The organism is Embleya sp. NPDC020630 (genome assembly GCF_044334985.1).
Classification (GTDB): Bacteria; Actinomycetota; Actinomycetes; order Streptomycetales; family Streptomycetaceae; genus Embleya.
The window spans coordinates 205,347-223,514 of record NZ_JBIRUB010000010.1; the positions used below are offsets into that span (position 1 = coordinate 205,347).

Below are 18,168 nucleotides of genomic sequence, written 5' to 3' on the forward strand. Positions count from 1 at the left end.
GCCGCCCCCGGTCTTCCCGCCTACCGGGCCGGCGTGATCCGGACCACGCAAACGAGCGGACGTCATCCGTACCGCTAGCGTGGGGCCATGGATCATGTTGCCGCCGCGCGTGCCGGGTCGGGCGTCGGCCTGCCGCCGATCGCGGCGAAGCTCCGGGTTCCGCGCCCGCTCGGGGTCCAGGTGCCGAGGCCGCGGGTACGGGCGTTGGTGGAGGCGGCGGTCGCCCGGTCGCTGGTCGTCGTGGTGTTGGGCCCCGGCGGGACCGGCAAGACCTCGGCGTTGGCGGAGTGGGCCGAACAACGCGAGGCCCGGCCCGGCGGCGCGGCGGTGGCCTGGTACTCGCTCGACGGGCGCGACAACGACCCGGCCCGTTTTTGGGCGCATGCCCAAGCGGCGCTGACCCGCGCGGCCGGATGCGTCGACCCGGGTCACGGCGTGTTCCCGCTCGGCAGCGACGGATGGACGGCCGAGCTCGCCGACCGCATCGCCGACGCCGGGCGCCGCGTCGCCCTGGTCCTCGACGAGTTCGAGCACATCGTCAATCCGCAACTGGCCGAGCAGCTGGATCTGTTGCTCCGCACCGCCGCCGGCGCGGTGACGGTGATACCGATCACCCGTGCTCGGCCGCCGGCCGTCCTGGAGCGCTACCGGTTGTCCGGGCGGCTGGACGAGGTGACCTGGCACGAACTGCGGTTCACCCCGGACGAGGCGCGCGACCTCCTCGGCGCCTTCTCCGGTACGACGCCGCGCGCGGCCGAGGCGAGCGCGCTGGCCGAGGCCACCGACGGCTGGGCCGGGGCGCTCGCCCTCGCCGGGCTGCGTCTCGCCGGCGGTGCGGATCCGGCCCTGCTCGCCGCCGAGTTGACGTGCGGCGACCGTACCGTGTCCGACTATCTGCTGGACCACATGTGGCGCGGACTCGACGTCGAGCTGCGTGATTTCCTCCTCGACACGGCAATCCTCGATCCGGTGGTCCCGGCGGTGGCGGACGCGATACGCCGTCGGGGGGCCGGCCGGACGAGCCCGACCGCGGACCCCCCGCCCGGCACCGACGCCGCCGACCACCTGGACCGGCTGCGCCGCGACGGCCTGTTCGTCACGCCCGCGTCGCCCGACCCGGCCGGCGGCTTCCGCTACCAGCGCCTGTTCCGGCAGGCGCTCCTCGGCCGGCTCGCCGCCCTGGGCGGCGCCCGGGCCCGCGGTCTGCACACCGCCGCCGCGCGCTGGTACGCCGCGCACGGCGCGCCGGAGACCGCGATCGAGCACGCGCTCGGCGCCGCGGACTGGCCGCTCGTCCTCGACCTGGTCACCGAGGTCTACGACGAGCTCATGGCCGCCGACCGCCTGTTCACCCTCGAACGGTGGCTCTCCGCGCTGCCCGACGACGTGGTGCGCGGTGCCCTGCGGCTGGGCGATCGCGCGATGCATCTGTGGTGCACGCTCGGCCGGTTCGACGAACGTGATCGATGGGCGCGCGTGCAGGGGCGGGCGCCGGGCGGGCGAATCCGCGGGATGGACGAAGCGTGGCGACTGTGCCTGCCGCGCGAGCGTGGTGACCTGGTGGCGTCGGTACGCGAGGCCCGCGCGTTCGTCGGCCGCGGCACCGAGCAGATGACCACGATCGGTGCGATGGCCCGCATCAGCCTGTCCCGCTCCCTGCTGCTCGCGGGCGAACTGGCCTCATGTCGCGCCGAGATCACCGACGTCCTGACCGCGGCCGGGTCGGCGCGGCCCGCGCTGCCCGCTCATCTTCGCTGCGTCGCGCACGGACTCGCCGGTATGGCCGCGCTGTCGCAGGGGGATCGCAAGGCCGCCGAGCGGCACGTCCAGGACGCGGAGCGCCTGCTCCTGGAGTGCGCCTCGCAGCCGGTGGCGCGCAGCCGTCCCGAGTACGTCATTCTCGCGGCGCTGCTCGAATACCCGCCCGGCGGACCGGCGTTCGCGCGTTTGACGGCGTTCCTGGACGACTCGCCCGGTGTCGGCAACGACCATTCCATGGCGGCGTTCGCCGCGCTGACGCTCGCGGATGCCCACGTGGAACACGGCGAGGTCCAGGCGGCGGTGGCGCGGCTGGCGTACGCGGACGCCCGGCTCGCGCGCTGCCCGAATCCGCTGGGGCTCACCGACCTGCGCGAGCGGGTCGCCGGCGCGCTGGCGTACGCGGCGGACGGGAGCGAGGCGGCGACCGCGGCCACCGGGCATCCGGTCGAACGCCTCAGCGAGCGCGAGACGCTCGTCCTGCGCTACCTGCGCAGCGAGTTGACGCTCCGGGAGATCGCCGCCGATCTGTACATCTCGGTGAACACCGTCAAGACGCACGCTCGCCACGTCTATCGCAAGCTGGGCGTCACGGGTCGGGCCGCCCTGACCGCACGCGCCGAGAACTGACCCGCGCGCCGGCGCGGCGGTGTCCGACCGGGTCGCCTCCGCGCCGCCGCGCGCCGGCCGGGTCGATTCGCGCGGAGCAGGGGCTATCGCCTGCGGTGCGAGGCACACTGGTGCCGTGTCCGACATCGCAGGCCGCCTCTTGAGCCTCGCGTGGTCCCCGAAGACCATCATGAACCCCGACTTCGCGCTGCTCCTGCACGTCGAGGACGATTGATCGCCGAGCCGCTGCCGAGGCCGGTGGCGGTTGCGCACAAATTCGGTCATGGTTTCGCAGCGGGGGGCGGAAAGCGCATCTAGGATTGCCGATCGTGCACGAATGGACGGTTTCGGCGCACTGCGCGCGGTTCTTCCGCGCGCTCGTGCGCGATTCAGGTGGGGATTCCGCCCGGTTCGACGAACTTCCGGGGCTTTCGTCGGAGGACCTCGGCGATGATCTGATACGCGTTCCGACCGCGTCGGCGGTCGCGTTGTGGGAGCAGTTGGTGGTGGCCGGATCCGGTCCCTTCGTCGCGCTGCGCCTGACCGACGCGGCCGACATCGGGACGTTCGGTATATGGGACTACCTGAGCACCTGCGGCCCCGATCTGCGTACGGCGTTCGCCACCGCGGCGGAGTACCTGAGGGTGGTCGGCGACGCGGACACGCGGATCGAGGGCATCGAGGACGGTTCGCTCTACACACTGCGGCAGTCCGTCGGGGTTGATGTCCCCGATGTGGCGGAGGCGTTCGACCTGATGGCGCTGGCGGTGTTTCTGCGCCGGGCGAGCGAGGCCACCAAGACGCCGCTCGTCCCGCTGAAGGTGACCCTCGCGCATCGTGCCCCGGCCGGGTTTCGCCGGCACGCCGAGCATTTCGGTACGCGAAACATCGAGTTCGAGGCGGCGGCCAACTCCGTGACGTTCCGGCTCGACGACGTCCGGCGTCCGCTGCCCGGCTTCCAACCCGGCCTCGACCAGTTCCTGCGCGGTTGCGCGGACCGGATCATGGAGACGTCCCGCGCCACGCCGACCTGGCAGGAACGCTTCCGCGCGGCCCTGGACTCCGCGTTCCGGGGCGACACGGTCGCCCTCGACCAGGTCGCCGCCCGCCTGCACCTCAGCGGCCGCAGCCTCCAGCGCAGATTGTCCGCGCACGGTACGACCTGGCGCGGCGAGGTCGCGGCCGCCCGCGAGGAACGCGCACTGAGGCTGCTGCGCGAGACCGATCTGCCGCAGCAGGCCATCGCCGCCCGCGTGGGCTACACGGACGCGCGTACCCTCCGCAGGGCGATGCGCCGATGGCGGGGCGAGACCCCGGAGGCGCTGCGGGCGGCCCGGCCCGACACAACCGGGCCGGACATCGCACAGCCCCTGTTGGGCTGAAACGTCCCGAACCCGCCGTCAGGACGCGGCGAGTTCGGCCGCGACGGCGTCGGCGCCGAGGGCGATCATCCACGACAGCGGGGCATCCGGCGCGTATTCCCGCATGACGCGGTCGAGTTCCTCCTTGGCCTCGTCGGTGAGGGACGCCTGCCCGTCGGCCAGGCGGGCCACCTCGGCGCGGTAGCACAGCAGGTAGTCGCGCTGTGCGGCGAGGACCTCGACGCCGGTCGGTGCGCCGTGGCCGGGCAGGAGTACGGCGGCGTCGGCGAGTTCGGTGGCGAGGGTGTCCAGGACCCCCAGCCACTGGGCGCCGTGGCCGTCGGCGGTGTAGGGGTGGGTGCCGTGGAAGGCCAGGTCGCCGATGAACGCCACGTCCTGCTCGGCGTTGGCGGCCCGGGCGAGGAAGACGCTGTCCGCGTGGCTTTCGGCGGGGCCGAGGTCGCGGGCGGTGTAGCGGACACCGTCGAGGGTGACGGGGTCGCCGTCCTTCAACTGCACGGTGGGGAAGGCGGTGACGGCGGGCCATTCGTCACCGTAGACGGGTCCCCATTGGGCACGTTTGGCGTCGGAGATGTCGCGGATGACGCGGTCGACGGCTTCGGTGGCGTAGACGGGGACGTCGCGGCCGTCGATGAGGGCGTGGACGCCGTTGAAGTGGTCGGGGTGTGCGTGGGTGACGAAGACGCCCAGGAGCGGCTTGCCGAGGGCGTCGACCTTGGCGACGAGTGCGGCGATCTCGGAGTTGAGGAGGTTGGTGTCGACGACCACAACGCCTTCGCCGGTCTCCACCAGGTAGGAGTTGACGAGCAGGCCGGCTTCCGAGGCCGTATGCGTGTGGATGGTCAGGCCGTGGGTGTCGCGGGACATGGTGGATCTCCAGGGGACGACGCGTCGGGACGAAGGGTGTTCCGCAGCGCGGCCGTTGCGCGAGCCCTCCGGGTGTGCCGGTGTGTTCCGCGTTCGCCGCTCGGACGGGACCGTCGACGGGGATCGAGATCACGTTCCCCGGCTGCGGAACGAACCTAACTCCGTACGGACCGGGCATCCTTGGACCCGATGCGCCGCCCGGCGGACGGAACACGCCAACCGTTCGGGGGAGTCGCCGCCCGGGGCTGCTCACTCGCCGGTGACCACACGGGCCACCTCCTTCGCGTGGTCCTTGAGGAAGTAGTGGCCCGCGCCGTCGATCACGTGCAGGGTCACGTCGCGGGCGTAGCTCTCCCAGGCGCGGTAACGCGTCGCGTAGCCGTCGGTGAGCGGGTCGTCGGTGCCCATCACGGCCCGGACCGGGGTACGCAGCCGCTCCCGGTCGGTGGCGCCCTCGCGGTGGAGTCGCATGGCCTCGGCCATGTCGTGGCGTACGACGTTCAGGACACGGTGGCGATCCGTGTCGTCCAGCGCTCCGGAGAAGCCGCCCAGCGCGTGCAGTGTGGCGTAGAGCTGCTCGTCCGCCACATCTGCCGGATCCGCCACGTCCGCCGGCAGGTCGTCGCCCGGTGGGATCGCGGCTCCCAGGACGATCGCCGAGGGCGCGGCGCCGAGGTCCTCCAGATGGCGGGCCACGTGGACCGCGAGGAGCGTGCCCGCGCAGTGCCCGTAGAGCGTGTACGGGCCGCGCACCGTCCGCGCGATCTCCTTCGCCAGCAGCTCGGCGGTCTCGGCCCAGGGCCGCAGCGGCTCGTCGGGGCGCACCGGGTCGTGTCCGGGCAGCTCGACGGCCCACAGATCGGCGCTTTCGGGTAGCTCGCGGGCGAGGGCCCGATAGGCGGTGGCGTTGCCGCCGCCGTACGGGACGCAGACGACGGTGTGCTCGGGGACCGTCCCGTCCTCGGGCTCGGGGGTCAGGCGGTGCAACAGCCCGGACGCGTCCGCCGTCGAGACCAGGCATGCGGCCAGTCGACGGGGGGTGGGGTTCTTGAAGACCTCGACCACGGGCAGCCCCCGGCCGATCGCGCGGGCCAGGGCGACCGCCTTGAACGAGTCTCCCCCGGCGTCGAAGAAGTCGTCGTCGATGCCCACGCCGTCCTGGTCGAGGTCCAGGACGCGGCTCCACGCCCGGACGACGTGCAGTTCGAGCGCCCCGGAGGGCCCGGCGGCGGGTACCGACACGGTGCGCGTGGGCGCGGGCAGGGCCGCGTGGTCGAGTTTGCCGTTGCGGGTCAGCGGGATGGAATCCAGCGACACGAAGCCGGCGGGAACCATGTGGTCGGGCAGCACCCTGCGCAGCTCGGCACGCAGCACGGCCGGTTCGGGCAGGACATGGGAGCCGGCCCGAACCACGTACGCGATCAGCGCCTTGTCCCCCGCCGCGTCGACGCGCACCGCGACCCGTACGTCGGCCACGTCGGCACGCGCGAGGAGCGCCGCCTCGACCTCGCCGGGCTCGATCCGGAACCCGCGCAGCTTGATCTGGTCGTCGGAGCGCCCGACGTACTCCAGCTGCCCCGACCGCGTCCAGCGGGCCAGGTCGCCGGAGCGGTAGAGGCGGCTGCCGCGCGGCCCGTACGGGTCGGCGACGAACCGCGCCGCCGTCAGCCCCGGACGGTTCACATAGCCGCGGGAGAGCTGGTCCCCGCCGATGTACAGCTCCCCCACGACCCCCGCGGGTACGGTACGCAGTGCCCCGTCGAGCAGGCGCACGTCCAGTCCGGGCAGGCCGGTGCCGATCGTGCTGCCGGCGCCGCCGTGCGCGAGCGCGGGGTCGAGCGGGCCGTGGGTGACGTGCACGGTGGTCTCCGTGATGCCGTACATGTTCACCAACCGTGGGGCGTCGGCGGGGTGCCGCTCGTACCATTCGACCAGACGCGCCGGATCCAACGCCTCGCCGCCGAACACCACCGTGCGCAGGGCCGATCGGCGACCGGGCTCGGGGTTCTCCCGGTCCGCGCGGATGAGCTGATGGAACGCGGACGGCGTCTGATTGAGCACCGTCACCCGCTCGCGCACGAGCAGCGCGAGGAAGTCGTCCGGCGACCGGACGATGTCGTCCGGGACCGTCACGAGGCGCCCGCCGTGGAGCAGTGGCCCCCACAGTTCCCACACCGAGAAGTCGAAGGCGGGCGAGTGGAACATCGTCCACACGTCGTCCGCGCCGAAGTCGAACAGGTCCCGGGTGCGGGTCATCAGGGCGAGTACGTTGCGGTGGGTGACCAGGACACCCTTGGGGCGGCCCGTGGAGCCCGAGGTGTAGATGACGTAGGCCGCGTCGCCGGGGCGGTGGGTGCCGCGTTCGTTCGCGTCGAGGTCGTGGCCCGGAAGCGCGGCGAGCGCCGCGTCGGGACCGGGGCCGCCGATGACCACGCAGGGCGGCCCGGACGGCAATCGTTCGGCGAACGAGGCGTCGGTGAGCACGAGTTCGGGGCTTGCGTCGGTGAGCGTGTACACGCTGCGGTCGACGGGGTGGCCCGGGTCGATCGGCAGGTACGCGGCGCCGGTCTTCAGGACCGCGACCAGCGCGACGATCAGTTCGGCCGAGCGGGGCAGCGCCACGGCCACCAGTCGGCCGGGCCCCGCGCCGCGCCCGCGCAGCAGGCGGGCCAGGCGGTTCGCGGCGGTGTTCAGCTCCGCGTAGTCGAGCGTTCGTGCTCCCCCGGTGACCGCGGGCCGCCGCGGGTGCGCCGCCGCCGTCGCCTCGAAAGCCCGCGCGAGGGTCAGGTCGGGCACGGGGTCACCGGGGCCGCCCGCCCGCGACCAGGCGCTCAGGCGCAGTCGCTCCCGTGGTCCCAGTACGTCCACCGCGCCGATGCGCTGCGCGGGATCGGCCACGAGTTGTTCCACGACCCGCACGAAACGCTCGGCGAGGCGTTCGGCGGTGTCGCGGTCGAACAGGTCCGTGGCGTATTCGAGCCGGCCGACGATGCCCTGGCCGGCCGCGTCGGCGAACAGGTTGAAGCACAGGTCGAACTTGGCGACGCGGCTGCGCAGCGGCTCCAGGCTCACCCGCAGCCCGGGCAGCGTGAGGTTCTCCCGAGTGAAGTTCTGCCAGGCGAGCATCACTTGCACCAGCGGCGAATAGGACGTCGAGCGCTCGGGGTTGAGGACGTCCACCAGTCGTTCGAAGGGCAGGTCCTGATGGTCGTAGGCGTCCAACGACTTGCCGCGCACCTGGTCGAGCAGGTCCAGGAAGGCGGGGTTGCCCACCAACCGGGCACGCAGGACCCAGGTGTTGACGAAGAAGCCGATCAGGTCGGCGAGATTGTCGTCGGTGCGGTTGGCGATGGGGGAACCGATGGCGATGTCGTCGCCGGAGCCCAGCGCGTGCAGCAGGACGGCGAGCGCGGCCTGGACCACCATGGACGCGGTGGCGCCGCGGCTGCGCGCCAGTTCCTCGACGGCGGCGGCCGTGCGCGGGTCGATGGCGAACTCCACGACGTCGCCGCGGTGGCTCGCGACGAGCGGGCGCGGGCGGTCGGTGGGCAGCTGTAGGGGCTGCGGCAGGCCCGCGAGTTCCGCCTTCCAGTAGTCGATCTGCGTGGACAGGAGGCTTTCGGGATCGTCGGGGGAGCCGAGCAGTTCGCGCTGCCACAGCGTGTAGTCGATGTACTGTACGGGCAGTTCGCGTCGGCGCGGCGCCTCGCCGCGCAGGCGGGCGGTGTAGGCGGCGGACAGGTCCCGGGCCAACGGCGCGAGGGACTCTCCGTCGGCGGCGATGTGATGGATCATCAGCAGGAGGACGTGTTCCTCGGCGGCGAGGCGCACGAGCGTGGCGTGCATCGGAATCTGCGTGGCCAGGTCGACGGGGCGGGCCGCCGCCGAGGCCGACACCTCGTCCAGGTCCTGAGGCGCGACGTCGATGACGGGCAGGTCGATGGTCGCCTCCCCGGCATCCAGGACGTACTGGTGCGGCTCGCCCGCGGCGTCCTCGGGGAACAGGGTGCGCAGGCTCTCGTGGCGCCGCACCACGTCGCGCAGTGCCTCGGCGAGCGCGGCCGCGTCGAGCCGGCCGGTCAGACGCAGCGGGAACGGCGTTCGGTAGGTGCTCGATCCGCCCTCGAACTTGTCCAGGAACCACAGGCGGCGCTGCGCGAAGGAGAGCGGAACCGTCTTGCCGCGCGGTGCGCCATGCCGCAGCGGGGCGCGGGTGCGGGCGTTGTGCGGCAGGTGTTCCACGAGTTCGACGACCTTGGGGGCCGCGAACAGCACGCGCAACGACAGCTCGATGCCGAGCACGGAGCGGACCCTGGCCGCCAGGCGTGTCGCCAGCAGGGAGTGGCCGCCCAGGTCGAAGAAGTCGTCGTCGATGCCGACCCGGTCCAGGCCGAGCACCTCGGCGAACAGCCCGCACAACAACTCCTCCAGCGGGGTGCGCGGGGCCCGCCCGGTGGCTGTCGGCGCGAAGTCGGGGACGGGCAGGGCTCGCCGGTCCAGCTTTCCGTGGGGTGTCAGGGGCAGTGCGGCGACGGCGATGACGGCGGCGGGCACCAGGTGGGCGGGCAGTCGCTCGCCGAGCCGGCCGCGGAGCGAGCCGACGAGCACGCCGACGCGGGACGCGGCGGACGGGTCGGTGGCCAGTTCCCGATCGGGGCGGGCGGTGGCCGCGGGGCACAGGACGATGGGCCCGTGGCCGTGCGGGAGGAGCACGGCGTCGAAACGTTCGGCGCCGGTCGCCGACCCGGTGAGCCGGGCGGTCACGGTGCGCTGGGCCGCCCAGGCGAGCACGTCGTGCGGATCCAGGGCCCCGCCGCCGGCGTCCGGGTGTCCGGCGGCGGGGCCGGCCGGGCTCTCGGCCGTGGGACCGGCCAAGCCCAGCTCCGCCGCCAGTGCCGCCTCACCGTCGAGCCGGGCGTTGGGGATGCCCGTGACGACCAGCGCACCCTCGCCCTCGCGTGTGCGCCACAGCCGATCCAGGTCGTTCAGGTCCACTGCCCCCGGGCCCCACGGCACGCGCGGAGCGTCGTCGAGGGCAAGGGCGTCGGCGGGCGGGTCCTGGCGCAGGACGACGTCGTAGCGGTGTCGGGTGAGTTCGTTGTGGACCCGGCCGGGCTTGAGCGCGACGTCCACGCTCGCGACGCCGTGCCGCCGGGCCCAGCGGGTGAACCACTCGGGGTCCAGGGCCAGTTCCGGTTCCAGCAGGACCGCGCGCCGGATCGCGGTGCGGGCCGCCGCCGGGGAGTCGTCCGGGCGCCGGGCGCGCTGCGTTCCGACCCGGAACAGCCACAGCGTGGCCGTGTTGCGCACGTCGCCGACGAAGAGCCGTCCGCCGGGCGCGAGCAGCGGCAGGGCCTGGGCGAGCACCCGGTCCAGGTAGTCGGCGTCGGGGAAGTACTGCGCGACGGAGTTGAGCACGACGACGTCGAAGCGGCCGTGCGGCAGGCCCGTCACGTCGTCGGCCGCCTGGTGGCGCAGCGTGCACCGATCGGCGTACCCGGCCTGCTCGACCTCGCCGGCGAGACGTTCGATGGCCTCGGCGGACAGGTCGGTGCCCCAATACTCGTCGACCCGTCCGACGATCGACGACATCAACAGGCCTGAGCCGGCACCGAGTTCGAGTATCCGGCGCGGCTCACCCGCAAGAATGCGGTCCACCGTCGCGGCCCGCCACTCCCGCATGTCGGACAGGGGGATCGGCCGGCCCGTGTAGCTGGACTCCCAGCCGGAGAAGTCCTCCCCCCACGGGGCACGCGCCTTCGCGTAGACCCGGTCGTAGATCTGCTCCCAGTCGTGGATCCGCTGTGCCCGGTCGATGGCGGGGGGAAGGTCGGCGCCGGGTACCACGTACCCGACCAGGCGACGCTCGCCGGTCCGGTCCGCGACGATCGTCACGGCGGACTGCGCGACGCCGGGATGGGCGCTCAACGCGGCCTCGACCTCCCCCGGTTCGACGCGGAAGCCGTTGATCTTGACCTGGGAATCGGCGCGGCCACGGAAGTCGAGCCGCCCGTCGGGGGTACGCACGACGATGTCGCCGGTCCGGTACATGCGCTCCCCCGGGGGCCCGAACGGGCAGGCCACGAAGGACCGGGCGGATCGGGCGGCGCGCCCGAGGTAGCCGCGGGCCAGGCCGGCGCCCGCGAGATACAGCTCGCCGGGGACCGAGTGCGGGACGGGCCGCAGGGCCGTGTCCAGGACGTAGGCGCGGGTATTGCTTCGCGGCCGGCCGATGGGCAGCCGGTCGGGCACGTCTTCGCCGGCGGGGATGGGGTGGTAGATGGAGAAGCTGGTGGTCTCGGTGGGTCCGTACGCGTTGAAGATTCGGATGCCGGGGCAGGCAGCGGCGACCCGGGCCACGGCGGTCGGGGACACCACGTCGCCGCCGACCAGGATCTCGCGCAGGCCCGCGAAGCTCTCCGGCTCGCTTTCGGCCACCACCTTGAACAGCCCGGCGGTGAAGCACGCGAGCGTGACTCCCCGAGCGGCGACGAGAGCGGCGAGTGTGGTGGTGTCCAGGGGGCCCGGCGGGGCGAGGACGAGGGTGCCGCCGCGCAGCAGCGGGGTCCACAGCTCGTAGGTGGAGGCGTCGAAGGCCTGCGCGCAGTGCATGAGGATCCGCTCGTGCGCGCCGTTCGCGAAGCGGCGGTCCAGGGCGAGGCTCGCCACGGCGCGGTGCGTGACGGCGACGCCTTTGGGGGTGCCGGTGGAGCCGGATGTGTACATGACGTACGCCAGTTGGTCGGGGTGGTGCCGCCGCTGCGGGGCACGATCGGCGGAGCACGCGATCTCCCGCTCGACGGCGGGCTCGTCGATGACCAGGAACGGGCAGATGTCCGAGGGGAGTTCCATGGCGAGCAGGGTGTCGGTGAGGACGAGGGCGGGGGCGGCGTCGCGCAGCATGAACGTGAGCCGTTCGGCCGGGTAGTCCGGGTCGAGGGGCACATAGGCACCCCCGGCCTTCAGGATCGCGAGCGTGGCGACGATCAGGTCGGCCGAACGCCGCAGCGCCAGCCCGACCGGTGTGTCTCGGCCCACGCCTCGTGCGGCGACGACCCGGGCGAGCCGGTTGGCGCGGGTCTCCAACTCCGCGTAGGTGAGCTGCCGTTCGCCGTCGACGACGGCGACCGCGTCCGGGGCCTCGGCAGCCCGCTCGGTGAACAGTTCGTCGAGGGAGGTCTCCGGCAGTACCGTCGCGGTGTCGTTCCAGTCGGTCAGGAGCCGGTCGCGGACGGCGTCGGTGACGATGTCGATCGCGCCGACCGGAGTGTCGAGGTCTTCGGTGAGACGGTGCAGGATCCTCGCGTACGCGGCGACGATGTCGGCCGCGCGCTCACGGTCGACGAGGTGGTGCTGGTATTGGACGGCCACCTGCAGGTGCGGCTCGGCGAGGGCGACGACCGCCATCGGATAGTGGACACCGCTGAGCGGGCTCAGGCCGGTGATCCGCATCCCGGCGGCCGATGTCGCCTCGCTGATGGCCGCGCTGTCGACGGGGAACGACTCCAGGACGACCATCGTGTCGAACAGGGTGCTCAGGCCGAGGTCCTGCTGGATGTCGAGGAGCCCGTGGTGCTGGTGGTCCAGCAGGGCGCCCTGTCGGCGATGCAGTCCGGTCAGGATGTCGCGCGGCGTGCGGCCGGGGGCGCAGTCGACGCGCACCGGCAGCGTGTTGATGAACAGGCCCACCATCGAGTCGATCTCGGGAAGCTCGGGCGGCCTTCCGGAGACGGTGGTACCGAAGAGCACGTCCTGACGCCCGGTCAGCCCGGCCAGGAGTATTGCCCAGGCCCCATGCAGCAGCGTGCCGGCCGTGACCCCCAGTTCGGCCGCCGTCCGGGCGAGGTCACGCGCCGCCTGCGGCGACAGGGGTACCTCGATCAGTCCGAGCCCCGCGCTGTGCCCGTCCGCGGGCGCGTCGGGGACCAGCAGCGTCGGTTCCTCGATCCCGGCCAGTTCCGCGGTCCAGGCGTCGGCCGCCGCCCGCCGATCCTGTCGCGCGAGCCAGGACAGGAAGTCGCGGTAGCCGCGCACCGGGGGCAGCGCCGTGCCGTCGCCCGCTGCCGCGTACAGCCGCGGCAGTTCCTTCATCAGGAGCGGCACGGACCAGCCGTCGAACAGTATGTGATGGGCCGTCAGGACCAGTTCCCAGCGGTCCGCCGCCAACTTGACCAGGGAGAGCCGCAGCAGCGGTGGCCTCGCCGGATCGAAGTACGTGCCGCGGTCGGCGGTCAGGAACCGCTTCAGCTCCTCGTCCCGACGTGGCGCGCCCAGTGTGCTCAAGTCCAGGTACTGCCAGGGCAGTTCCACCCGTCGCGGCACCACTTGGCGCCACTCCCCCGACCTGTTCGCGGCGTACGCCGCGCCGAGGTTGGGATGCCGGTCGAGCAGGGCCTGCCCGGCCGCGCGCATGCGCTCCGGGTCCACCGCGCCGGAGAGGTGGAAGGTGAGCTGCATGTGGTACGCGTCGACGGACGCGCTGCCGGTGAGCATGGTGTGGAAGAGCAGACCGGACTGCATCGGGGTCAACGGCCATACGTCGATCAGCCTTCCGTATCGCGCCTGCCAGGCGTCCAGTTCGACCTGGTCGATGTCCACGAGAGGGGTGTCCGACGGGGTCGCCCCGCCCGCGTCGGGGCGGCCGGCGTGGTCGGCGAGTGCCTCCAGCGCCGTGCGCCACAGATCCGTCACGTCCTGTACGTCACGGTGGGACAGCAGGGTCTCGGGGTAGTCGATCCCGGCCTTGAGGCAGGGACCCTCGGGTGATTCGTCGACGTACGCGGTGATGTGCAGCGGGGCGCGCGCGGGCATGTCCGGGCCGGGCCCGGGGATGAGGTCCGTGGTGCCCGCGCTCGGCGTGAAGCCGAGGCCGTCGGCCGTGTTCCCGGCCACGGCGGGCGAGTTCACGTACGTGAAGGCGATCTGCCCGGTGGGGTACCGGCGCAGGGTTTCGCCGGTCTCGGGGTTGAGGTGGCGCAGCAGGCCGTATCCGATGCCGTTGTCCGGGATGCCCGCGAGTTGTTCCTTGACGGCCTTGACGGCGGCTCCGGCGGCCGGCCCGCCCGCGAGCGCTTCCTCCAGGTCGACACCGTGCACGTCGAGGCGGACGGGATACACGCTGGTGAGCCGGCCCACCGTGCGGGAAAGATCGGCGCCCGGCACGGTCGACTCCTCCCGGCCGTGGCCCTCGACCCGCAGCAGGAGCGAGGTCTCGGTAATGCCCCTCAGCTTCCGCCACCGAGCCAGCGCCAGCGCGAGCGCGGTGAGCAGGCCGACGTCGACACCGCTGCGGAACGCGGTGGGCAGGGTGGTGAGCAGCGCCCGCGTGCGGGGTGCGGGCAGTTCCAGGTGTATGTGGCGGACGGTGGACGTCACGTCGAGGGCCGGGTCGAAGGGGCGCGGGCCCAGGTCGGGGTCGGGTCCCGTGACGACGCGTCGCCACAGGGCGAGTTCACCGGTGCGCCGGGGCGAGGCCGCCTCCTCGGTGAGGGCCCGCGCCCACCGGCGTACCGAGGTGGCGACCTCGGCGAGGCGCGGCGTACGGCCGTCGCGGACCTGCTGCCAGGCGGCGGCCAGGTCCGGGAGCAGGATGCGCCAGGAGACGTCGTCGACGACGAGGTGATGCAGGACGATGCTCAACCGGCCGGCGATCGACGGGCCCGCGTCGAACCACACGAACCGGGCCATCACCCCGGCCGCCGGGGCCAACCGATCGGCCGCGTCGTCCAGTTCCGTGCGCGCCCGGTCGGACCAGTCCTCACCCCCGGCGCCGTCGACGGGGACGCGGCGGATGAGCCCCGGCACATCGACGGCGCCGGGCGGGGCCACGTCGAGCCCCGGCGCCGCTTCGCCGTTCACCAGGGTCGAGCGCAGGACGTCGTGCCGGTCGACGACCGCGGCCAGCGTCGCGACCAGAGCGGCCTCGTCGATTCCGACGGGCAGATCGACGGTCGTCGTCGTGGCGAACCGGCCGTGGCCGCCGCCCGCTTGCAGCATGTGGTGAGCCGCCGGGAGAAGCGGGGCGAAGCCGACACCTCCACCCGCCGACTCGGCGAGCACCGGCGTGTGCCGCACGTCGCCGGCCACCTCGGCGAGTTCGGCCACGGTGCGGCATTCGAAGAGCTGCCTGGGTGTGACCTCGACGCCCTGTGCCTTGGCTCGCGAGACGACCTGGATCGAGCGGATGCTGTCGCCGCCGACGGCGAAGAAGTCGTCCTCGACGCCGACCCGTTCCAGGCCGAGCACCTCCGCGTACACCCCGGCGAGCACCTTCTCGACGGGAGTACTCGGGGCGCGGTAGGCACCGACGGTGACCTCCGGTTCGGGCAGGGCCCTGTGGTCCAGCTTGCCGTTCGGGGTCAGCGGGACCCGGTCGATCAGCACGAACACCGACGGCACCATGAACTCGGGCAGTCTGGCGGCCACGAATCGGCGCAACTCTCGCGGCGACACGGTCCCGACCAGGTCCAGGTCCAGCTCGCCGACGCCGGCCGCGGCGCCGAAGCCGGACGAGCCGACGCCCACGCCGACGCCGACGCCGACGGGCACCGCGTAGCCCACCAACTGCCGCTCGCCGGTGCGGTTGGCACCGACGACGACCACGGCCTGTGCGACGCCCGGGTGTGCGGTCAGGGCGGCCTCGACCTCGCCGGGCTCGACCCGGATGCCGCGGATCTTGACCTGGGCGTCGGTGCGACCGAGGTATTCCAGGTGCCCATCGGCGTTCCGGCGGGCAAGGTCGCCGGTACGGTACATACGCCCGCCGGGCGGCCCATAGGGATCGGGGACGAAGCGCTCGGCGGTCGGGCCGGGACGGTCGCGGTAACCGCGCGCGACGTTGCCCGCCACGTACAACTCGCCCGGAAGGCCCGGCGGTACGGGGGCCAGACCGGGGCCGAGTACGTAGGCGCGCATATTGCCCAGCGGCACACCGATCGGCGCGGTCACCGCTTCGGGCCGGTCCTCGCCGACGATGTGGGTGGTGGCGTAGAAGGACTCGGTCTGGCCGTACGCGTTGACCACACGCACGCCGGGAATGGCCTCGCGTACCCGTCGTACGAGCGCGACGGGCAGCGCCTCGCCCGCCAAAACGACGGCATCGGCCTGCAAACCGTCGCCGCACCGGTCCAACAGCGCGGCCATGACGGACGGAACCGTGCTGATCACCCCACCCTGCCAACCACCGCGCTCGGCGATCGTCGGCACGTCCGGAACGACCTCGACCGTGCCACCGGCGGCCAGGGTGGTGATCACCTCGAAGACGGAGACGTCGAAGCCGATGGAGGTTCCCGCGAGCATACGGGTGCCCGCGTCGATGCCGACCTCGTCCTTCAGGCGCAGCACGCCGTTGACGATGTCGCGGTGGGTGAGCGTCACGCCCTTGGGGGTGCCGGTGGAGCCGGACGTGTACATCACGTACGCGGCGTTCGCGGGCCGTACCGGCTCCGGGTCCCGCTCCGGCGCCGGGGCCGCGCTCGTGAAGTCGACGTCACCGAACAGCAGAAGCGGGGTCCCGGTTCGCGGGAGGACGGGAGCCGTGTCCGTGTCGGTGAGCACGAGTGCAGGCCGTGCGTCGGCCAGGATCAGGTCCGACCGCGCGCCGGGGTACCTGGGGTCGATGGGCAGATAGGCGGCACCCGACTTGAGGACGGCCAGCATGCCCACGATCAGCTCGATCGAGCGTGGCAGTGCCAGCCCCACCAGGGTCTCCGGGCCGATGCCCCGGCCGGTCAGCTCCCGGGCGAGCCGGTCCGACCGCGCCTTCAACTCGGCGTAGCTCACCCGCCGATCCTCGGAGACCACCGCGACCGCGTCCGGGTCCGCCGCCGCCCGTGCCAACAGTTCCGGAACGGTCACCTCGGGCAGCTCGGCCGCCGTGTCGTCGGCGATGCCCGGCACCTGTCGGCGCGCACCCGGCCCCAGCAGGTCCAACGAGCCGATCGCGGCGTACGGGTTTTGTGCCGTGCCGCTGATGCAGGCGACCAGGGTATCGGCGAAACGACGCACGTCCTGCGCGCTGTACAACGTGCTGTTGGCGTCCACCCGGATGTGCAGGCCGCTCCTGGCGTGGCCGTCGTAGTAGATGGCGAGGTGCAGGTCGTCGAAGGCGCCCCAGGAGAAACCGGATTGCGCGTACGCGGTCGCACCCGCGTAGTCGACCTCCGGTGCGACGAAGGGGAGGATGCTGAGGGTGACTCCGAAGGGACTGGCGACCGACCCCACGTCGGCTCTCCCGGCCCCTGAACGGATGTCGGAGACCTGGTGGGCGGAGTGCCGCCCGATCTGCCACAGCTCTCGGGACACCGTGTGTGCGAAGTCTCGGAACCGCGTGGCCAACGGGGCGTGCACGCGGAAGGGCAGAGTGGTCGACTGCGAGCCGTAGAAGTCCCTCGCGGCCTTCGTGCGGCCGAGGGCCATCGTCGAGAAGGTGAAGTCCCGGCGCCCGCCCACGTGCCGGAAGAAGACGGCGGCGGCGGCGGTCAGGAAGGCGGGCATCCGCACGTCGATGGAGGCGGCGGCCTCGAACCACGCGTCCGTGTCCCGTGTCGGCACCGCCAGTGTGTGGTGCAGCACCGTGGGTCGGCCGGCGCTGCGTTGTCCCGGCAGCCGTAGCGGTTCGGGTGCCTCGTCCAGGCGCGTTCGCCAGAATTCGGCGTCCTTGGCGAACTGCGGAGAGCTCCGGTAGCGGAGGTCTTCCAGGCGGATCAGCTCCGGTCCGCCGTGGGAGCGCTCCGGGATCGGCGTGTCGTGCTTCAGGGCCCGGTAGCACTCCGCGATGCGGAGCGGCAGGAGCCGGGTCAACGTGTAGCCGTCGGCGACGGTGTGATGGGCGGCGAGGAACACCAGGTATCGCGACTTCGAGACGCGGGCGACCCCGGCCCGGAACAGGAGGTCGTGTTCCAGATCGAACGGCTCTCGCTCGATGGCCTCGGCCCATGCGTGGGCCGCCGACTCGGGGTCGGCGGCAGCGCTCGCGTCGTGGAAGGAGGGCGTCCAGGTGTCCGTGTCGCCCTCGCGGAGCACCTGCCGCAGCTCGTCTGCGAACTGCCGGAAGTTCACCCGTGCGGCGCTGTACTCGTGGAAGACGACGCGCAGCGCGGCGTGCAGCAGTTCCACGTCGACATCGCCCGCGACAAGCCATCGGCACGCGGGGATGTTCGGCACATCCGGCGTGATCTTCTGAGCCAGCCACAGGCTCTCCTGCGCTTGTGAAACGCCAATGGAACGCACCGGATTCGGCTCCCTCGTAAAGACGCGTCGGAATGATTCCCCGAATTCGGAATCCTCCGTTCCGGAACTCGGCTCCACCGACCGGCCGATCCCCTGGGAACATGATGCGAGAAAGCGAATTCGACGCAACTCGGCATGCGTCGCAGGCACGGCTTTCGCCGTGGAATCTTTTGTCCTGTCTACAGGACGGGCCCGGAAAAGCGGATGTGATCCGTCCGCATAATCTCCGGCCGGTGTAATGGCCGGTAGGTCTCGAACCATTGATTCCCCGCGGGGGCGTCCCGGATCCTGTCCTGGTGCATACTCCGGCGCCCTTGGTGTC

4 protein-coding genes are annotated in these 18,168 nt (G+C 72.5%); 2 read left to right on the plus strand and 2 right to left on the minus strand.

What is annotated here, in order from left to right; all coding sequences use genetic code 11:
* Positions 1–87 precede the first annotated feature (87 nt).
* Complete coding sequence (locus ACH4XV_RS30570; protein WP_395795402.1) at positions 88–2,388, plus strand: LuxR C-terminal-related transcriptional regulator; 2,301 nt, start codon at positions 88–90, stop codon at positions 2,386–2,388.
* 308 nt (positions 2,389–2,696) lie between these two features.
* Positions 2,697–3,749 (plus strand): AraC family transcriptional regulator ligand-binding domain-containing protein, encoded by a 1,053-nt coding sequence (locus ACH4XV_RS30575; protein WP_395795404.1) that lies wholly within the window; start codon positions 2,697–2,699, stop codon positions 3,747–3,749.
* Positions 3,750–3,767: 18 nt separating this feature from the next.
* On the opposite strand, the gene ACH4XV_RS30580 is transcribed toward ACH4XV_RS30575, so the two are convergent.
* Together ACH4XV_RS30580 and ACH4XV_RS30585 are read right to left on the minus strand one after the other, a co-directional pair.
* The gene (locus tag ACH4XV_RS30580) at positions 3,768–4,616 is read right to left on the minus strand and encodes an MBL fold metallo-hydrolase (RefSeq protein ID WP_395795406.1); all 849 of its coding nucleotides are present in this window, start codon (positions 4,614–4,616) and stop codon (positions 3,768–3,770) included.
* Between the two features lie 249 nt (positions 4,617–4,865).
* Positions 4,866–17,846, minus strand: coding sequence for an amino acid adenylation domain-containing protein (locus ACH4XV_RS30585; RefSeq protein ID WP_395795408.1), 12,981 nt, complete (start codon positions 17,844–17,846; stop codon positions 4,866–4,868).
* Positions 17,847–18,168: the final 322 nt, after the last annotated feature.

Coding starts and splice junctions, on each gene's coding strand:
- ACH4XV_RS30570 (WP_395795402.1), top strand. CDS start 88: ATGGATCATGTTGCCGCCGCGCGTGCCGGGTCGGGCGTCGGCCTGCCG.
- ACH4XV_RS30580 (WP_395795406.1), bottom strand. CDS start 4,616: ATGTCCCGCGACACCCACGGCCTGACCATCCACACGCATACGGCCTCG.